Annotated in this window: 16 protein-coding genes; 8 read left to right on the top strand and 8 right to left on the bottom strand. The window is 74.1% G+C overall.

Going from position 1 to position 18,202, the window contains the following annotated elements; genetic code table 11:
* The first annotated feature begins 86 nt into the window (after positions 1 to 86).
* The 3 genes from PATMI_RS0107345 (at position 87) to PATMI_RS0107335 (ending at position 4,487) form a co-directional block, all read left to right on the top strand.
* The gene (locus tag PATMI_RS0107345) at positions 87 to 1,634 is read left to right on the top strand and encodes an LCP family protein (protein WP_084270315.1); all 1,548 of its coding nucleotides are present in this window, start codon (positions 87 to 89) and stop codon (positions 1,632 to 1,634) included.
* Between the two features lie 148 nt (positions 1,635 to 1,782).
* Complete coding sequence (locus tag PATMI_RS28190) at positions 1,783 to 2,790, top strand: D-alanyl-D-alanine carboxypeptidase family protein (protein WP_051471177.1); 1,008 nt, start codon at positions 1,783 to 1,785, stop codon at positions 2,788 to 2,790.
* Between the two features lie 494 nt (positions 2,791 to 3,284).
* Entirely contained in the window at positions 3,285 to 4,487 is a 1,203-nt protein-coding gene (locus tag PATMI_RS0107335) for an MFS transporter (protein WP_026910416.1), read from the top strand.
* A gap of 287 nt (positions 4,488 to 4,774) precedes the next feature.
* Here PATMI_RS0107335 and PATMI_RS0107330 read toward each other — a convergent pair whose 3' ends face one another.
* Positions 4,775 to 5,269 (bottom strand): hypothetical protein, encoded by a 495-nt coding sequence (locus tag PATMI_RS0107330; protein WP_026910415.1) that lies wholly within the window; start codon positions 5,267 to 5,269, stop codon positions 4,775 to 4,777.
* A 96-nt stretch (positions 5,270 to 5,365) separates the two neighbouring features.
* Between PATMI_RS0107330 and PATMI_RS28185 the strand changes: the two genes are divergently transcribed.
* The gene (locus tag PATMI_RS28185; RefSeq protein ID WP_051471176.1) at positions 5,366 to 6,253 is read left to right on the top strand and encodes a DUF2127 domain-containing protein; all 888 of its coding nucleotides are present in this window, start codon (positions 5,366 to 5,368) and stop codon (positions 6,251 to 6,253) included.
* A 37-nt stretch (positions 6,254 to 6,290) separates the two neighbouring features.
* On the opposite strand, the gene PATMI_RS0107320 is transcribed toward PATMI_RS28185, so the two are convergent.
* The 4 genes from PATMI_RS0107320 to PATMI_RS0107305 all read right to left on the bottom strand — a co-directional run bounded on the left by PATMI_RS0107320 (position 6,291) and on the right by PATMI_RS0107305 (position 10,791).
* Positions 6,291 to 7,280, bottom strand: coding sequence for an NAD-dependent epimerase/dehydratase family protein (locus PATMI_RS0107320; protein WP_026910414.1), 990 nt, complete (start codon positions 7,278 to 7,280; stop codon positions 6,291 to 6,293).
* Positions 7,273 to 8,121: an SDR family oxidoreductase gene (locus PATMI_RS28180; RefSeq protein WP_051471175.1), complete on the bottom strand. Its 849-nt coding sequence runs from the start codon at positions 8,119 to 8,121 to the stop codon at positions 7,273 to 7,275. Before PATMI_RS28180 ends, PATMI_RS0107320 begins: the two co-directional genes overlap by 8 nt.
* The gene (locus PATMI_RS28175) at positions 8,118 to 9,566 is read right to left on the bottom strand and encodes a flavin-containing monooxygenase (protein WP_084269762.1); all 1,449 of its coding nucleotides are present in this window, start codon (positions 9,564 to 9,566) and stop codon (positions 8,118 to 8,120) included. The genes PATMI_RS28180 and PATMI_RS28175 overlap by 4 nt, the downstream gene beginning before the upstream one ends.
* Before the next feature lie 61 nt (positions 9,567 to 9,627).
* Complete coding sequence (locus PATMI_RS0107305; RefSeq protein WP_026910413.1) at positions 9,628 to 10,791, bottom strand: saccharopine dehydrogenase family protein; 1,164 nt, start codon at positions 10,789 to 10,791, stop codon at positions 9,628 to 9,630.
* 291 nt (positions 10,792 to 11,082) lie between these two features.
* On the opposite strand from PATMI_RS0107305, the gene PATMI_RS28170 reads away from it, so the two are divergent.
* Complete coding sequence (locus PATMI_RS28170) at positions 11,083 to 12,420, top strand: uracil-xanthine permease family protein (RefSeq protein WP_051471174.1); 1,338 nt, start codon at positions 11,083 to 11,085, stop codon at positions 12,418 to 12,420.
* A gap of 93 nt (positions 12,421 to 12,513) precedes the next feature.
* On the opposite strand, the gene PATMI_RS0107295 is transcribed toward PATMI_RS28170, so the two are convergent.
* Together PATMI_RS0107295 and PATMI_RS0107290 are read right to left on the bottom strand one after the other, a co-directional pair.
* Positions 12,514 to 13,341, bottom strand: coding sequence for an SDR family NAD(P)-dependent oxidoreductase (locus PATMI_RS0107295; RefSeq protein ID WP_026910412.1), 828 nt, complete (start codon positions 13,339 to 13,341; stop codon positions 12,514 to 12,516).
* A gap of 47 nt (positions 13,342 to 13,388) precedes the next feature.
* Entirely contained in the window at positions 13,389 to 13,670 is a 282-nt protein-coding gene (locus tag PATMI_RS0107290; RefSeq protein ID WP_157260662.1) for a hypothetical protein, read from the bottom strand.
* Between the two features lie 299 nt (positions 13,671 to 13,969).
* Between PATMI_RS0107290 and PATMI_RS0107285 the strand changes: the two genes are divergently transcribed.
* The 3 genes from PATMI_RS0107285 (at position 13,970) to PATMI_RS34085 (ending at position 16,292) form a co-directional block, all read left to right on the top strand.
* Positions 13,970 to 15,007: a fatty acid desaturase gene (locus PATMI_RS0107285; protein ID WP_036725416.1), complete on the top strand. Its 1,038-nt coding sequence runs from the start codon at positions 13,970 to 13,972 to the stop codon at positions 15,005 to 15,007.
* Positions 15,008 to 15,189: 182 nt separating this feature from the next.
* Complete coding sequence (locus PATMI_RS0107280) at positions 15,190 to 15,687, top strand: hypothetical protein (protein WP_157260661.1); 498 nt, start codon at positions 15,190 to 15,192, stop codon at positions 15,685 to 15,687.
* Entirely contained in the window at positions 15,684 to 16,292 is a 609-nt protein-coding gene (locus PATMI_RS34085; protein WP_026910408.1) for a hypothetical protein, read from the top strand. The genes PATMI_RS0107280 and PATMI_RS34085 overlap by 4 nt, the downstream gene beginning before the upstream one ends.
* Positions 16,293 to 16,388: 96 nt before the next feature.
* Here PATMI_RS34085 and polX read toward each other — a convergent pair whose 3' ends face one another.
* A complete protein-coding gene (polX, locus tag PATMI_RS0107270; RefSeq protein ID WP_051471173.1) occupies positions 16,389 to 18,146 on the bottom strand; it encodes a DNA polymerase/3'-5' exonuclease PolX in 1,758 nt (585 codons plus the stop codon).
* Between the last annotated feature and the right edge of the window lie 56 nt (positions 18,147 to 18,202).

Genomic DNA, 18,202 nt, shown 5'->3' with positions numbered 1-18,202 from the left:
ATGCGCCGTACGCGCTCCCGGACGTGCGGCTCGCGTCCGTCCCCGTGGCCCGGACGGCCCGTGCGACCCGCCCACTCCATCCGCCGATGAGTTCGTCCACCGACCGCCGACCTCCCAGCCCGGGCACGTCCTTCGCGCTGCGCTTCCTGCTCGCGGGCATCGTCGTGCTCCTCGTCGCGGGTGCCGTGGTCGCCGCCACGATCCAGCACGAGGCCCAGACGCTGGTCGCGGCGCTGCCGGACGAGACCCAGGCGTCGAAGGAGGCCCAGGGCGTCCTCGACGACGTGGAGCCCGGCAAGCCGCAGACGATGCTGCTCGTCGGCGACGACGCCCGCATCGACGAGGAGAGCGGCCAGCGCTCGGACACGATGATCCTCGTCCGGCTGGACGAGAAGGCGAAGGCGACGACGATGCTGTCCCTGCCCCGCGACCTGATCGTCGCCGGCGGCAGCGGCGCGCGCCTGAACGCGTCGAACGTCGGCAAGGGGCCCGCGGGGCTGATCGTCCAGCTCCAGCGGATCCTGTCGACGCCGCAGGAGCGCTTCGAGGTCAACCACTACGCGTCGATCCGGTTCTCCGCGTTCTCCGCGGCCGTCAAGGCGTTCGGCTGCTTCTACGTCGACGTCGACCGCAAGTACTTCAACGACAACAACCCGCCCGTCGGTGGCAAGGACCCGTACGCCGCGATCGACGTGAAGGCCGGCTACCAGCGCCTGTGCGGCGAGGACTCGCTGTCGTACGTGCGGTTCCGGCACCTCGACAACGACGTCGTCCGCGAGGCCCGCCAGGCCCACTACCTGGCCGAGGCCCGCGCGCAGGTCGCCACGTCGAAGCTGATCAGCAACGGCACGTCGCTGGCGAAGACGATCCTCGGGTTCGTCGACACCGACATCCGCACGTCGAAGGGCCTGCTCGGCGTCGTGAAGCTCGCGCTCGGGGTGGTCGGCAAGCCGACGAAGCGCGTCACGCTGAACACGCAGGACACGAAGGAGGGCGCGCTCCTGACGACGCCCGCCGACCTCGCGAAGGCCGCCCGGCAGTTCCTGCACCCCGGGTCGGCGCCGAAGACCAAGGCGTCGCAGAACGAGGACAAGCCGTCCCGGTCGACCGCTGGGACGAAGAAGCCGCGCAAGAAGACCCCGAAGATCCCGACCACCCTGACGGCGAACGCGTCCGCCGCGGCCGACAACGTCCGCAACAGCGGCATCGCCCGGAACTTCACGGGCGCCCCGATCTACATCCCCAAGCTCGTCCAGAACGGCGCCGTCTACAAGGACAACGACTCCCGGGGCTACGACATCGCGTCGGCCGGCGGCCGGGCGTTCCCGTGGCAGGGGTACCGCATCGTCGTCGCCGTCGACGGCTCCCGCGGCGGCATCGGTCAGTACTACGGCATCCAGGGCACGACCTGGAAGGACCCGCCCGTCCTCGACCTCGCCACCGACGAGGTCACCCTGGCGGGCCGCAAGTTCCGCATCGAGTACGACGGCACCCGCATCCGACGCCTGATCTGGAAGACCCCGAACGGCACGTACTGGGTCAACAACAGCCTGAAGAACAGCCTGACGAACAACGAGATGCGCGCCATCGCGCGCAGCCTCATCCCGTTCCAGAACGGCTCCGGCACCCGCTAGCGGCACCGCTCCCGGGTGCCCGCGCCCCGTGGCGGTCCGGGCGACGGCGGGACCCGGAGCACCCGATGCGGGCAGCCGGGGCGAGGTCCGGTGAACGAGGTCGTGCAACCGGCGCCGGCGTCCGACGGATCGGCCATCCTTCCCGGCCGTGCGGCGTGCGGCCCTCATCGCCTCCGTGCTCGTCCTGAGCACGGCCGTCTCCGGCTGTGGCGGGGGTGGCGTCGCGGGCGGTGCGTCCGCCGACGGGTCGGGGCAGGGCGACCTCCCCACGACCGACCGGACCCCGATGCAGGCGGTCAACGGCCCGCCCGTCGTCGCCCCGCTCGCGGTCCCGCTGAAGCTGCAGACCTTCCGCGACGGCAGCGCCCCCGGGTTCGTCATGCCCCTGAAGAAGGAGCCCCGGGCCGGGCTCGTCGCCGACCTCGACACCGGCAGGGTCCTGTGGGCGAAGAAGGCGAACCGGTCGCTGCCGATCGCGAGCGTCACGAAGCTCATGACCGCGCTCGTCGTCAACGGGCACAGCAAGCCGACCGAGCGCGTGCGGATCTCCCGCAAGGCGTACGCCGCGCAGGGCTCCCGCGTCGGGCTGCTGCCGCTCTACAAGAAGGTGCAGCTCGAGACGATGCTCTACGGGCTGCTGCTGCCGTCCGGCAACGACGCGGCGGTCGCCCTCGCCGAGCACGTCGGCGGCAGCGTCGAGCGGTTCGTGTCGATGATGAACTCGCAGGCCGACGCGCTGGGCCTGTCGTGCACGACGTTCGACTCCCCCAGCGGCTTCGAGGAGACGATCCGCCAGCGCGACGCGAAGAACCGCTCGTGCGCGAGCGACCTCGCCGTCCTCGGCAAGGCGGTCCTCGACCAGCCGCGCCTGGCCCGCATCGTCGCCACGAACCAGGCGATCCGTCCGTTCCCGATCAAGGGCCGGCGGATCTTCCTGCAGAACCACAACCCGCTGCTCAAGGACCACTACGCGGGCACGATCGGCCTGAAGACCGGCTACACCAACGCAGCCGGCAAGACGTTCGTCGGCGCGGCGCAGCGCGGCGGGCACCGCCTCGTCGTCGTCCTGCTCGACACGCCGGACATCGGGCGGCAGGCCGAGGCGCTGCTGAACCGCGGCTTCAGGACGCTCGGGATCACGGGCACCGCGCGCTGAGGCGGGAAGGGCGGCGCAGGGCGCGGCGGGGCGGCGGGGCGGCGGGGCGGCGGGGCGGCGGGGCGGCGCAGGGTAGGACGACGACGGGCGCGGCGGGGCGGACTCGCGCGAGGGTCGCGGTCACCGATGGTCGCCCAGCGACCGAAACTGACCACCCCGCGCGCTGCGCCACCCTGCGCCCGATCACCGCGGTCAGCAACGGTCGCCCAGCGACCGAAACTGACCACCCCGCGCGCTGCGCCACCCTGCGCCCGGCCGCCGCGGTCAGCAACGGTCGCCCAGCGACCGAAACTGACCCCGCGCCCGACCGACCCGTCAAGTCGGAAGCGTGGCCGTCGCCCCGGGGCGACGTGTTCGAACACCCGTCCCGCGCCAGGATGGTGCACCCTGCAACCATCTGGCGAGTGAGTGCCCCCGGCTCCGAGTCCCCGACCTCCGGCGCGTCCTCAACGCACGGGCCCGCGTCCGACCTCTCGCCACCCGCCGGGGAGCGCATGGACCGCCGGCTCGTCCTGCTGCTCGCCGTCACGTGCGGCGTCGCGGTGACGAACCTCTACGTCGCGCAGCCGCTGCTCGACACGATCGCGTCCGCGTTCGACGTCAGCTCGTCCACCGCCGGGCTGCTCGTCACCGCCAGCCAGGTCGGCTACGTCCTCGGCCTCGCGTTCCTGGTGCCGCTCGGGGATCTGCTCGAGCGGCGCAGGCTGATCGTCGCGCTGCTCGTGATCGCCGCCGTCGGGCAGGTCGGGAGCACCGTCGCCCCCGGGCTCGCGGTCCTGGCCGCGGCGCTGATCGTCGTCGGCGTCGCGACGGCCGTCGCCCAGGTCGTGGTGCCGCTCGCGTCGTCGTTGGCGGGCGAGGAGGAGCGCGGCCGCATCGTCGGCACGGTGATGAGCGGCCTGCTCGTCGGCATCCTGCTGGCCCGGACCCTGAGCGGGCTGATCGCCGAGATCGGCGGATGGCGCCTCGTCTTCGCGGTCGCGTCCGGCGCGATGCTGGTGCTCGCCGCGGTCCTGTGGCGGTTCCTGCCCGACGCGCCGCCCCCGGTCGCCACCGAGGGGCCTGCCCGGAAGCGCTACGGGGCGCTCCTGCGGTCGGTCGTGACCCTCGTCGGCGAGGAGCCCGAGCTGCGCCGCCGCATGTGGCTCGGCTCGATCGGGATGGCCATCTTCAGCGTGCTGTGGACGTCGATCGCGTTCCTGCTCTCCCGCGAGCCGTTCGGGTACGGCGACGGCGTGATCGGCCTGTTCGGCCTGGCCGGGCTCGCCGGCGCGCTCATGGCCCCCGTGGCGGGACGGCTCGCCGACGCGGGGCACGGCCACCGCGCCACGACCGGGGCGCTCGTCGCGCTCGTCGTCTCGTGGGGGCTCCTCGAGCTGGGCGGCACGTCGGTCGTCCTGCTCGTCGCGGGGATCATCGTCCTCGACTTCGCCGTCCAGGGCCTCCAGATCACGAACCAGTCGACGATCTACGCCCTGCGGCCCGACGCCCGCAGCCGGATCACGACCGCCTACATGGTCGCCTACTTCCTCGGCGGCGTCGCGGGCTCGACCGCCTCCTCGATCGTCTGGGGCGCCGGCGGCTGGGACGCGGTCTGCGCCCTCGGTGGCGGCATCTCGCTCGTCGGGCTCCTCTCGTGGGCCTGGTTCGCGTGGTCGGCGGGGCGGGTGCGCGGGCAGGCGGCGGCCGAGGGGTGAGGGGCGGGGCCGGCGACGCGGTCGCGCGGGGTCGGCGGGAGGTGGTCGCGGTTTGGCCGCCGGGAGCGTCCGAACCACGACCACGTGGCCGGTCGCCGCGACGTGGTCGCCGTTTGGCCGCTGGGAGCGACCGAATCACGACCACCCCGCCGGCCGCCACGACGTGGTCGCCGTTCGGCCGCCGGGAGCGCTCGAACCACGACCACGCTGCTCCGACCGACGTCCGACGACCCGCTGTCCGCATCCCCCACGACGTAGATCGCCGCCGGCGTCCCGGACGGCCCGCCTCAGCGCAGGGTCGCGGTCTCCGGGACGCGGTCGACGAGCCAGGCGCCGCCCTCACGGCGCAGCGTGAACCGGAAGTGGTTCGCGTTGAACGCTCGGAGCCTCGAGACGTCGACGGTCGCGGCGTCCCCGTCGACCCGCACGTCGAGCGCATCGTCCTTCCGGGCGGCGTCCCGGACCTTCACGGCGAAGTCCTGGAGCGGACCTTCGACCGCGGGATCGCGCCGGACGTCTGCCACCTGCGCCTCGTACCGGTCGACGCACGAGCCCTCGCGGGGCTTCCCGGCGGTCGTCCTCGATCCCACGTTCCCGGCCGCGGCGTCCGAGAGGACCGCGCAGACCCGCACCCCGTCGCCCGCCGCGTCCGCTGACGCGTACGCGCGGAGCGCGTCGACGATCGCCGCCCGGTGGTCGTCGGAGGCCCCGCCGCACGCGGACACGCCGGTCGCGCCCGCCGCGACGGCCACGATGGTCCCCAGCAGCCCGAGCGCGCGCATCGGCCGACCGTACACGGCACGATCCGACGCCCCGTCGACGGACCCCTGCGAAGCTGGCGGGAAAACCGCCACCGGGTCGTGGCAGGGTGGCGCACGATGAGCGACCCGCCGCGTCCGCACGCTCCCCTGCCGGGGACGGTCGAGCCCCGACGCTTCCGGCCCCGGCTGCAGTACGAGCTGCTCGTGTGCGGGGTCCGCGGGCACGAGCTCGTCGGCACCGACGTCCGGGACGTCCGGCAGGACGACGCGCTGTTCCTGCGCCAGGGCACGAGCGAGCGCTGGCACCGCTGCCTGCGCTGCGACTCGTGGCTCCCGCTGGCCCCGCCCGCCGCGCCGTCGCGGGACGTCGCGCCGTCCCGCGAGGAGATCGACCTGCCGTCGCGCGGCAAGGCGCTGCGCGACAAGGTCGTCCTCCGGGTGATCGCCGTCGACCGCGCGCTGCACTTCCTCGTCCTGGGGGCGCTCGGCGTGGCGATCCTGCTGTTCGCGAACCACCGCAGCGAGCTGCAGGGGAAGACCTACGCCGTCCTGGCCGACCTGCAGGGCGGCCTCGGTCACGGGAACGCCGACGGCGGCCACGGCATCCTCCACGAGATCCACCGGGCGTTCACCCTCGACGCCGGGACGCTGCACCTGATCGGGATCGCGGTCGTGGCCTACGCGGTGCTCGAGGGCGTCGAGGCGGTCGGCCTGTGGCGCCAGCGTCGCTGGGCGGAGTACCTGACCTTCGTCGCCACGACCGTGCTCCTGCCGCTCGAGATCTACGAGCTGACGAGCTCGCAGTCGCCGCTGAAGATCCTCGCGTTCGTGATCAACGTGGCGGTCGTCGCGTACCTCCTGTACGACAAGCGCCTGTTCGGCATCCGCGGCGGCGCGGCCGCGGACGAGGCCGAGCGCCACGCCGACTCGGGCTGGGACGCGCTGGAGCGCGCGACGCCGCACGCCCATGACCTCCGGAGGACGCCCGGGGCGCCGACCGACTGAGGGCCCGCCCGTCCGATCCGCACCGGCGCCCGGCGACTCAGCCCAGCAGCCCCTCGCCCCGCAGCCACTGCTCCGTCCGGCGCATGCCCTCGTCGAGGTCGACGTCCGGCGCGTAGCCCAGGAGCGCGCGGGCCTTCGCGCTCGAGTAGGTGCCGGTGCGGGCGAAGTAGCGCATGGAGATCGCGTTGACCTCGGTGCGGTGGCCCCGGACGCGCCCCGCCCGGTCCGCCGCGGCGGCGAGGGCGACGGCGACCGGCGTCGGCAGCCCGACCGGTCCGCGGCGGCCGAGCATCCGGTAGAGGTGGCCGAAGTACTCGTCGCACGGGACCCCGCGGGGGCCGGCGAGCGTGAAGACCTGCCCGGCGGCGTCGGGGTGCAGCGTCGCGCGGACCATGCCGTCGACGAGGTCGTCGACGTAGACCGGGCTGTGGATCCCCTTGCCCATCGCGGGGAGCAGGAACTGCCGGGAGCGGATCGCCTCGAGCGGCAGCAGCACCCACGGACGGGAGCCCGGACCGTAGACGTCGCCCGGCCGGATCACGACGCCCTCGACCTCGCCCGCCGCGTGCGCCTGCAGGACGACGTGCTCGGAGGCGATCTTCGTGTCGACGTACGGGTTCCCGTCGGGGCGGACGGGGTGGTCCTCGGTGACGCCGTCGGGGAACCCGAGGTCGGAGAACGCCCGGATCGACGAGAGGTGCACGACGCGCGCCACGCCGGCGTCCCGCGCGGCCTCGACGACCCGCCGCGTGCCGAGGACGTTCACGCGCCACTGCTCGTCGAGCTCGACGGCGTTGCTGACGACCGCGGCGGTGTGGACGACGGCGCCGCACCCGTCGAGCGCCGTCCGCCAGGCGCCCGGGTCGGTGGTGTCGCCGACGACCACGCCCCGCGACGGATCGGCGACGCGGTCGATCCCGACGACCTCGTGGCCGTCGGCGATCAGGCGGTCGGTCACCGCACGGCCGATGAAGCCGAGGGCGCCCGTGACCAGGACGCGGATCGGGTCCGCGGTGGAGTCAGGCATCGGTGGTCCTCTCGGTGGTCCCGGCCGGTCGCGGGTTCGCCGCGCCCCAGGCCCGCTGGCGGCGCCGGGCCAGGGCGACGATGACCGGCAGGCCGCGGGACGAGAGCCCGGGCGTGGCGGCGTAGAAGCGCGCGGCGAGTCCCCGGCGGCGCGGGATCGCCCGGACCGGTCGGGGCCGGTCGAGCAGTTCCTCCGCGGCCTCGGCGACCTGCTCCGGGCGCAGCATCGTGCCGGACCACGAGGGCCACGCGTCGGGATCGTCGACGCGGTCGAACAGCATCGGGGTCCAGATCCCGTCGGGGCAGAGCGCGCTGATCCGCACCCCGCGCTCACGTCGGGAGGCGAGGTCGAACTGCGTGCCGACCGAGAACGCCAGCGCGGCGTGCTTCGTCGCGCCGTAGATCGTCTCGTCGGGCGCGGGGACGAGGCCGGCGAGCGAGACGACGTTGATCACGTGCCCGCGACCGGCCGGCCTGAAGCGCTCGAGCGCCGCGGTCGTGCCGTTGATGACGCCGTGGACGTTGACGTCGAACATGCGCCGCCGGGTCGCCTCGTCGGTCGACCAGCCCGGACCGGTGGCGAGGATGCCGGCGTTGTTCACCCAGACCGCGAGGTCGGGGGTGGCGGCGACGAGGTCGCGACAGGCCCGGAGGTCGGCGACGTCGAGCCGGTGGGCGACGCCGCCGGTGCGCGCCGCGGTCCGCTCGGCACCGGGGAGGTCGACGTCGGCCGCGACCACCCGCAGACCGCGGGCGGCGAGCCGGTCGGCGATCGCCGCGCCGAGCCCGGCGCCCGCGCCGGTGACGACGGCACTGCCGGACGTCGGCCCGCGGCGCCTCACGTCCCCGCCCCCACGCGGGCCCGCACCCGCCGTGCGACCGCCCCGACGCGGGAGAGCGGGGTCCCGGTGTCCGCCGCCGCCCGGCCGAGCCGCCGCTCGCGCCGCAGCAGCCGCAGGTAGTCGTGGAAGTCGACCTGGATCGTGTGGCGCTTCGAGGCGAGGTACTGGCGGGCCATCGCTGCCTCCTCGTCGGCTATCGCGCGCCGCATCGCCGACGGGTCGGGCAGCGTGGTCTCCCCGGACAGGAGCGCGGCGACCCACTGCGACTGGGCCTCGGCCAGCGGCATCACGGCGCCGATCGGCTGGACGAGCCCGACGAAGAACAGCCCGGGGCGGCCCGGCGCGACGACGCGGCGGTAGAGCGGCACGTGGTTGTCGGCGGTCGACACGATCGCCTCGTCGAGGAACGGGAAGCGGATCCGGTAGCCGGTGCAGTAGACGACGAGGTCGAGCTCCTCCTCCGTTCCGTCGACGAAGCGCACCGTGCGGCCGCCGAGGAACCGGTCGATGTTCGGCTTCGGGGCGATGTCGCCGTGGCCGAGCCGGCCGAGCAGCTCGGACGAGACCGTCGGGTGCGCCTCGAACAGCCGGTGGTCGGGCTCGGCCAGGCCGTAGTCGGTCATCCGGCCGGTCGTGATCCGCAGGAGCGCGCCGGCGCTCGCGCGCTGCACCGCGAGCGGCACGTGGACCTTCGACGCCAGCCCCGACTGGAGCTCGTCCATGGGCTTGCCGAACACGTACTTCGGGATCACGTGCGCGCTCCGGCGCATCGCCAGGAAGGTCTTCTCCGCGGTGCGGGACGCCTCGACGGCGATGTCGGTCGCCGAGTTGCCGATGCCGAGCACGAGCACCCGCCTGCCGGCCAGCACGTCGGGCGTGTCGTAGGCGTGGGCGTGCATCCGCTCGCCCGTGAACCCGTCCTCGCCGGGGAACGCGGGCTCGGGCCAGCGCGGGTCCCAGTGGTGGCCGTTGGCGACGACGACGGCCCGGTAGCGGGCCGTCGTGGGCGCGCCGGCGGTCGGGACGTCGCCGGACGCCGTCGCGCCGTCGCCGGACGCCGCGTACGGCCGCGTGGTCACGTCCCACCCGCCGTCCGGGACCGGCTCCACGGCGACCACCTCGGTGCGGAAGCGGATGTGCTCCCGCAGCCCGAAATGCTCGACGTAGTCGTCGAAGTACGCCGCGATCTGGAAGTGCGACGGGAAGTCCGGGAGGTCCTCCGGCATCGGGTACTCGCGGAACTCCATGAGCCGCCGCGAGGTGTTGATGTGCAGCGACCGGTACGCCGCCGACTGGCCGTTGTCGTTGCGGTACCGCCAGTTGCCGCCGACCTGCGAGCCCTTCTCGACGCAGTCGTACGCGATCCCTGCGGCGTCCAGGGCGCGGCAGGCGGCGATGCCGGACGAGCCGGCGCCGATCACGCAGACGCGGTCGGAGGCGGTCATCGGGCGGCCTCCCGGTCCGGGTGCGCGGCGGTGGCCGGCGGGGCGGGGACGACGCGGGTGCTCACGAGGCCTCCGCCGTCGCCGGGACGCCGTCGACCGACGCTGCTGCGGGAGCATCGACGCCCCACGTGACGCCGAAGTCGGCGAGCCCGTCGAGGGTCGCCCGGGCGTCGTAGGCCTGCGCGGGCGCGAGGCCGCCGGCGCGGTCGTAGCCGTCGTCGGCCATCACCGACACGGCGTCGGCGATCGTGCGCGCGGTCAGGCCGTAGACGTCGGGACCGCGGACGACGCCGCGGCGGACGCGCCCGTCGACCGCGGTCGCGGTCGCCACGATCGTCCACCGCACGGCCCGCCGGCCGTCCTCCGGAGGTCCCTCGGGGAGGAGGTCGATCGCGCGGTCCAGGAGGCTCTTCAGCGGCGTGCGCATCACGCGCTCGAGCACCGGCGCCGCGTACGGCACGAGCCCGGAGAGCCGTCCGGGCAGCACCGACGACGTCGACAGCCGCGCGGAGACGGTCCCGACGTCGAGGTGCCGCGGCACCGTGACGATCTCCCCCGCCGGGTAGCGCCCGACGGTCTGCCGGCCGATCGGGTCGGGGAAGACCACGGCCGCCCGCAGCGGCGGCCGTCCGCCGCCCGGACCCCAGGCCCCGTCCTCGTAGACGAGATCCCGCCCGTCGAGCATCTCGAGCGCCGAGCGCTGCGTCCCGCGGGTCATCCCGAAGCCCTCCAGGTGGTACGCGACGTCGAGGCGCTCCAGCGGGCCGAGCGGCGCGCCGACCAGGTGGCAGAGGAGGTCGCCGGGCAGGTAGTCGAACCCGATCCCGGGCACCGCGGCCGCCCCGGCGTCCCGGAGCGCCCCGTCGTGGTGCGTCAGCACGCGGTGGATCCAGTCCTGCTCGCCGGTCGTGTCGACGTAGTGGACGCCCGCCTCGATCGCGGCGCGCAGCACCGGCTCCCCGGTGCGCGCGAACGGCCCGGCGCAGTTGGCGACGACCGCGCCGCGGGAGACGACGTCCCGCAGCGCCCGGTGGTCGTCGAGCGGCGCCTCGGCGACCGCGACGCCCGCTCCGTGGCCCAGGGACGCGGCCACGGCGGCGAGCCGCTCGGCGCTCCGGCCGGCGAGCACCAGCGGGACGCCGCGCGCGGCGAGCTCGGTGGCGACGAGGCGACCGGTGTACCCCGTCGCGCCGTAGACGACGACCGTCCCGGTGCTGCTCGTCATCGGCGGTCCCGGAGCGCAGGCATGGCGCCACCCTACGGCGGACCCCCGGAGCCCCGGTGTGGCCGGACCACCGTGGGCCCTTCCGGACCGGGGCGGGACCCCGCCCCCTCGCTCCCGCCACGCCCGGGGCGGGGCCGAGCGTCGTCCGCGGCCACCGCCCGCCACACCCGCACCGGACCGCGCGTGCGCCGTCGACGCCCGGTCGCACACGACCCGTCGGACCTGTGCGCCACCATCGATCGCGGAGCCGCCGGTCCGGCGGCCCGTCCCCCGATTCCCCCGAGGTGCCCCATGGCCGGGTCGTTCATCAGCAGGACGTGGAAGCTGCACGGCGACGGGTCCGCCGTCCGACCAGGAGCGGTGGTCGCCCCCGACGAGCGTCTGAGCACCCCGCTGATGCTCGGGCTCGGGATGCAGCACGTGCTCGCGATGTTCGGGTCCACGGCGCTCGTGCCGGTCCTGACGAAGTTCCCGGTCTCCACCACGATCCTGTTCTCGGGCGTCGGCACGCTGCTGTTCGTCCTGATGACCCGCAACCGGGTGCCGTCCTACACGGGGTCGAGCTTCGCGTTCATCGCCCCGGTGACGGCGTCACAGACCGACGGCGGCATGGCGGTCGCGCTCGGCGGCATCGTGGTCGCCGGCGTGGTCGTGTTCCTCATCGGGCTCCTCGTCGACCGCATCGGCACCGCGCCCCTGGACTGGCTGCTCCCGCCCGTCGTCACCGGGTCGATCGTCGCGCTGATCGGGCTGAACCTCGCGCCGGTCGCGAAGGGCCAGTTCGAGTCGCAGGCCGGCATCGCGCTGGTGACCCTCGTGGCGATCGTCCTGATCGGCGTCGCGCTGCGCGGGTTCGTGTCGAGCCTGTCCGTCTTCCTCGGCGTCGTGATCGGCTACGTCTTCGCAGCGATCCTCGGGAAGGTCGACTGGTCGAAGGTCCACGAGGCCGACTGGTTCGGGTTCCCGGACTTCGCGACCCCGGAGTTCCAGTGGAAGGCGATCCTCCTGATCGTCCCCGCCGTCGTGCTCGTCCTGTTGGCCGAGAACGCCGGCCACGTGAAGACCGTCGGCGCGATGACCGAGCGCGACCTCGACGGCGACATCGGCCGCTCGTTCATGGGCGACGGTCTCGCGACCACCGTGTCCGGCCTCTTCGGCGGCTCGGCGACGACGACCTACGGCGAGAACATCGGCGTGATGGGCCTGACGCGCGTCTACTCGACGCTCGCCTACGTGATCGCCGGGCTGACCGCCATCGCCCTGGGCCTGCTGCCGAAGTTCGGGGCGATCGTCCAGGCGATCCCGACCGGCGTCCTCGGCGGCGCCGTCACCGTCCTCTTCGGCCTCATCGCGGTCCTCGGCGCGCGCGTCTGGATCGACGCCCGGGTCGACTTCCGCGACCCCGTGAACCTCATCACCGCCGCCGTCGCGCTCGTCGTCGGCGCCGGCGATTACACGCTGCACTGGGGCGACTACTCGTTCGCCGGCATCGCGATGGGCACGATCGCGGCGATCGTCACCTACCGCGTGCTGACGCTCGTCCGGCCGGCAGACCTGGTGCCGCCGCCCGCGGACGGCGTGCCGCCGGTGGGCCCGGCCGACGCGGGGACCGGGGCGGACCGGACGTAGGCGCGACGGACGGGACCGGACGCCGACGGCTCGCGGGCGCCGACGGGGGACGTCCGACGGCGCGGGACGGGACCCGCTCGGGGCGCCCGCGCCCTACTTCCGCACGAGCGGCATCAGCTTGCGGATCACCGTGAAGTAGGAGTTCGGGAGGATCCGGCTCAGCGTCACCATCGCGACGGCGTCGGGGCCGACGAGGATGCGGTCCTTGCCGCGCTCGACGCCGGAGACGATGATCTTCGCCGCCTTCGCCGGGGTCGTCCGCGCCACCTTGTTGAAGTCGCGCTGCAGCTTGCCGTGGTCGGTGCCGCCCTGGTCGTCGACGTGGAACCGGGCGTTGTCGACGATGTGGGTCGCGACGCCGCCGGGGTGCACCGTGTGGGCGGAGACGCCGGTGCCCTGCAGCTCGATCCGCAGCGACTCGGTGAACCCGCGGACCGCGAACTTCGACGCGTTGTAGGCGCTCTGCGTCGGCCAGGCGATGATCCCGAACAGACTGGAGACGTTCACGATCGCGCCGGAGTCCTGCTGCTGCAGGATCGGCAGGAACGCGCGGGTGCCGTGGACGACGCCCCAGAAGTTCACGTCCATGACCCACTCGTCGTCCTCGGGCGAGCCGCCGGTGACGGAGTTCGACACCGTGACGCCGGCGTTGTTGAGGACGAGCCCGATCGGCGCCGGCGCCCAGGAGGCGACGTCGGCGGCCCACGTCAGCTGCGCCTGGCGGTCGCGCACGTCGAGCTTCCGGTGCATCGACGGGCCGGGCAGCGAGGCGACGGTCTCCTCGAGCCCGTCCTCGTCCCAGTCGCAGAGGGCGACCGGGCAGCCCATCCCCGAGAGGTGCAGGGCGACGGCGCGGCCGATGCCCGACCCCGCGCCCGTGATGACCGCGGTGCGTCCCGCGACGACGTTCCGTGACGACATCGCGCCATCCTACGCCTCCGTAGGAAACGGTGGGACCCCGCCGGTCGTCAGGCGTCCTCGGGGCGCGGTGCGGGCTCGACGCCCTCCGGGGGCGGGAGGGCCTCCGCGTCCTCCCCCGGGACGTCCGGCAGCGCCTCGCCGCCCTCGAGCCGTTGCACCACGACGTCGACCCAGCGGTCGTGCGGGTCGTACCCCGTCGCCGCGACGACGACGGTCCGGACCTCGCCCCACGCCGTCCAGTCCCCGTCCTCGAGGCGGGCGGCGTACGTGTGCAGCCCGCCCACCCGGTCGACCCGGAGGACGTCGTCGTCGGGGGTGTGGAAACGCATCGGGACCTCAGGGACGGAAGACGGGACGACGGCCGCGCGCACCGCGACCGTCACGAACTTCTACGCGTGGTGCCGGTCCGCTGTGACGGAACCGGCACACGCCCTGCGCATACCCGCATCGGCGCTCCCGCTCCCGCCCCGCCCCTCGGTCGGGGGGAGCGTCCAGACGGCGTGGTGGGGAATACCCCCGTCTTTTAGGCAACCCTCGACATCGGCGCCGGTGGCCCGCCACACTGTCCGCACCGCTGCTGCGTTCCCCGTCGACCGGGGTCCTCGAACCCGATCCCGGCGGTCCGCACATGAGCACGACCATCGCCCCGCCGGATCCGGCGCCCGCCCCCGCGCCCGGCCGCAACTCCTGGAAGTCCGACCTCGCCCCGTACGCCCGTCCGGACGTCCGCAAGAGCGTCCTCGACCTGCTCACGTCCGTCGTCCCGTACATCGCGGGGTTCGTCGCGATGTACCTGCTGCTCGACGTGTCGTACCTGCTGACGCTGCTGCTCGCGATCCCGACCGCCGGGTTCCTGCTGCGCACCTACATCGTCTTCCACGACTGCGCGCACGGGAACTTCCTGCCGACGAAGCGCGCCAACCACGTCGTCGGCGTCTTCACGTCGCTCCTCGTCTACACGCCGTTCGCCGCGTGGCGGCACAGCCACGCGATGCACCACGCGTCGGCGGGCGACCTCGACCGCCGCGGCGACGGTGACGTCTGGACGATGACGGTGGCCGAGTGGGAGACCGCGTCGCGCGGCAAGCGCCTCGAGTACCGGCTCTCCCGCAGCCCGTGGATCATGATGACCCTCGGGCCGTTCGTCGCGCTCGTGATCCAGCCGCGTCGCTGGAAGTCGACGGACCGCCCGCGGATCCAGAACAGCGTGAAGATCACGAACGTCGCCCTGCTGGTCGGCGTCACCGCGCTCTGCGTGCTCATGGGCCCGCTCGCCTTCTTCGCCGTCCAGGTCCCCCTCGTGGTCCTCGCCGGCGGCGCGGGCATCTGGCTCTTCTTCGTCCAGCACCAGTACGAGGACGCGTACTGGGAGAACACGGACAGCTGGGACTACGCCGAGGCCGCGCTCAAGGGCAGCTCGTACCTGAAGCTCCCGAAGGTCCTGCAGTACTTCTCGGGCAACATCGGCCTGCACCACGTGCACCACCTGTCGTCCAAGGTCCCGAACTACCACCTGCAGGCGGCGCACGACAACACCACGCTGTTCCGCGAGGTCCCCGTGCTGACGCTCGGCACGGCGCTCAAGGCGATGCGCCTGAAGCTCTGGTGCGAGGACCGCAAGCGCCTCGTCACCTGGCGCGAGGCCGCCGCGGGCGCGACGGCGTAACGACCGCGGCGCCGGGCGAGCACCGGCGCCACGTCGACGCCGGAGCCCCGGCGCGCGGGACACCGCCCGGCGGGCCCCATGACGGTGCGGGTCCGCCGGGCGGACGCGCGGCCGCGACGCGCGGTCGCCGTGCGACAGGACACGCTCCGTGTCGTCGGGGGCGTACGGGGTAGCGACCCGGCATGGCTGACGACACGACATTGGGCGGACTCGCCGGGAAGGTCGCCGGCAAGGTCAAGCAGACCGCCGGCCGCGTCCTGGACGACCAGGAGCTGCAGCGCGAGGGCCGCCTCCAGGAGGACGCGGTCGACCGCGAGGCCGAGGCCGCGGAGGCCGCGAAGGAGGCCCGGCGCGAGGGTGAGGTCGCCCAGAGCGCCGAGGAGCGTGCCGCGCTGAAGCGGCGCAAAGAGGAGCTCGAGGCGGAGCAGGCCGCGGCCACCCGGGAGGAGCGCATCGAGGACGAGCAGCGCACCGCAGCGCAGCGCGCCGAGCAGGCCGAGGACGTCGAGCAGCAGGCGGCCGACGAAGAGCGTCGTCGGGCCGCCGCGGACGCCGGCGCCACCGAGCGCAAGGGCGCCGAAGCCAAGGGCGAGCACCTCTCCGAGGCCCAGCGCCTCGAGCGGCAGGCGGAGCAGGCCGAGCGCCGCGCGGCCGCGGCCGACCCGGAGGCCGGAGCATGAGCCGCCTCACCGCGATCCCCGTCTTCGCCGTCCGCACGTCGCTGAAGCTCACCCGCGCGTCGCTCGACGTCGCCCTGAAGCTCGTCGGGCAGGCCGACAACCCGGTCGTCGACAAGGCCGACGGTCAGGTCCGGAAGGCCGCGGGCACCGTCCTGAAGGACGAGGAGCTCCGGCAGGAGGGCACCCGCGCGTCGGTCGCCGCCGACGAGCGCCTCGAGGCGCAGGAGCTCCGGGCGAAGGCCGCCGCCGAGCGGAAGGCCGCCGACGAGGCCGCCGCCGCGAAGGCGAAGGAGGCCGAGGCGAAGAAGCAGCAGGCCGCCGCCCGGGCCAAGGCCCGCCGCGAGAAGGCCGCCGAGGAGAAGCGCGAGGCCCAGGCGAAGGCCGACGAGGTCGCCGAGGAGCGCCGCAAGGCGTCCGAGAAGGCCGAGGAGCAGCAGCGCAAGGAGGGCGAGGAGGCCGCGCGGAAGGCCGAGCTCGAGGCGCTGAAGAAGGACGAGCAGGCGCTCGACGAGAAGGACGCCGCGATCGAGGCCCGTGAGGAGGCCCAGCGGCTCAAGGACGCGGCCTCCGAGGCGAAGGCCGAGCGGACCTCCGGGACCCCCTGATCCGACGACCGGGGGCGGACGGCGCGGGAGGCGCCGCCCGTCCCCGCAGGATCCGGGCCGCCCGCCGCCCTCCCCTCGCGCGGTGGCCGGTCGCCCTCAGCGTCCGCCCTTGCGGACCTTGCGCAGCTCGTCCCACGGACGGGTGTTGGCGACGTCCGCCGCCGACAGCCAGCCGCGTCGGGCGGTCGCGACGCCCCACCGGGTGTTCGGCAGCGTGTCCGGTCCGTGCGCGTCGGAGCCGATCGTCAGGAGGACGCCGGCGTCTCGGGCGGCGCGGGCGTGCACGTCGTGCAGGTCGCGGCGGGCCGGCGAGCCGTTGATCTCGAGGAACGTGCCCGTCCGGGCCGCGGCCTCGATCATCAGGTCGACGTCGAGGTCGTAGGCCTCCCGCTTGCCGATCAGCCGCCCCGTCGGGTGGCCGATGACGTCGACCAGGGGGTGCTCGCAGGCGGCGACGATCCGCTTCGTCGGGTCGCTCTGGAAGGCGGTGTGGACCGACGCGACGATCCAGTCGAGCTCCGCGAGCAGATCGTCGTCGTAGTCGAGCGTCCCGTCGGCGCCGATGTTGACCTCGGAGCCGACGAGCACCGTGATGTCGTCGAGCTCCTCGTCGGCGGCGCGGACCTCGGCGATGATCTCCCGCAGCTCGTCGGGCTGGACGTCGTCGCCGAAGCCGTGGGTGGCCGAGTGGTCGGTGATGCAGACGTACTCGAGGCCCAGGTCGCGGGCCGCGATCGCCATGTCGCGCACCGACGCACGACCGTCGGAGTGCGTCGTGTGCATGTGGAGGTCGCCGCGCAGGTCGTCCCACTCGATCAGCGGCGGAACGGCGTCCAGGGCGAGCTCGCCGCGGTTCTCGCGGAGCTCCGGCGGGATCCACGGCAGCCCGAGGCGCGCGTAGACCTCCTCCTCGGTCGCGAACCGCTCGGTCTCCCCCGTCGCGTCGTCGAGGATCCCGTACTCCGAGATGTGCAGCCCGCGCTTGACCGCGGACTCGCGCATCGCGACGTTGTGCGCCTTGCTGCCCGAGAAGTGCTGCAGCAGGTTGCCGAACTGGTCGGGCGCCACGACCCGCACGTCGACCGCCAGGCCGGAGTGCAGCACGCCGTGCGAGCCGTTCTCGCCGCTGGACCCGACCTCCGCCACGAGCTCCGAGGTCCGGAAGACCTCGAGCAGTGCCGCCGCGTCGTCGGCCGTGGCGATGATGTCGAGGTCGTGGACCGAGTCGGCGCGGCGCCGGGCGGACCCGGCGATCTCGACGCGGTGGACGCCGGCGTCCTTGCCGCGTTCGCGCAGCTCCTCGACGAGCGCCTCGGCCAGCGGCAACGCCTTCGACAGCAGCACCCGCGCCGGCCGGTCGATGTCCTCCCCCGCGGCGTCGAGCAGCTTCAGGAGCTTGTCCTGCGTCTTCTTCCCGAAGCCCTGGAGGCCGGCGACGCGGTCGTCGGCGATCGCCTCGCGCAGCGCGGCCGGACCGTCGACGCCGAGCTCGTCGAACAGCTTCCGCGCCTTCTTCGGCCCGAGGCCCGGCAGGTGCGTGAGCGTCAGGAGCCCGTCCGGGTACTTGGCGCGGAGCTTCGTCAGCGCCGGGATCTCGCCGGTCTCGATCAGCGCCGTGAACTTCTCGGCGAGCGTCTTGCCGATGCCGGGGAGCTCGGTGACCGTTCCCGCGCGCGTCATGCCCGCGACGGAGCGGGGGGCGTCGAGGACCGCCTTGGCGCCGTTGCGGTAGGCGAGGACGCGGTGCACGACGGCGCCGTCCAGCTCGTAGCGGTCGCCGAGCTCCTCGAGCAGCCCGGCGATGGCGGCGTTGGAGGGATCGCGGGGCGCGGGCGTCGCGTCGTCGTCGGCCATTGCCGGAGGCTACGCGACGCGGGAGTGGCGCCCGACGGGCGGCACGGCGGATCGGC

Origin of the sequence: Patulibacter minatonensis DSM 18081 (assembly GCF_000519325.1) — a bacterium.
In the GTDB taxonomy this organism is placed as follows: Bacteria; Actinomycetota; Thermoleophilia; order Solirubrobacterales; family Solirubrobacteraceae; genus Patulibacter; species Patulibacter minatonensis.
Note: the sequence above shows the minus strand (reverse complement) of the source record. Positions and strands in the feature narration are given on the sequence as shown.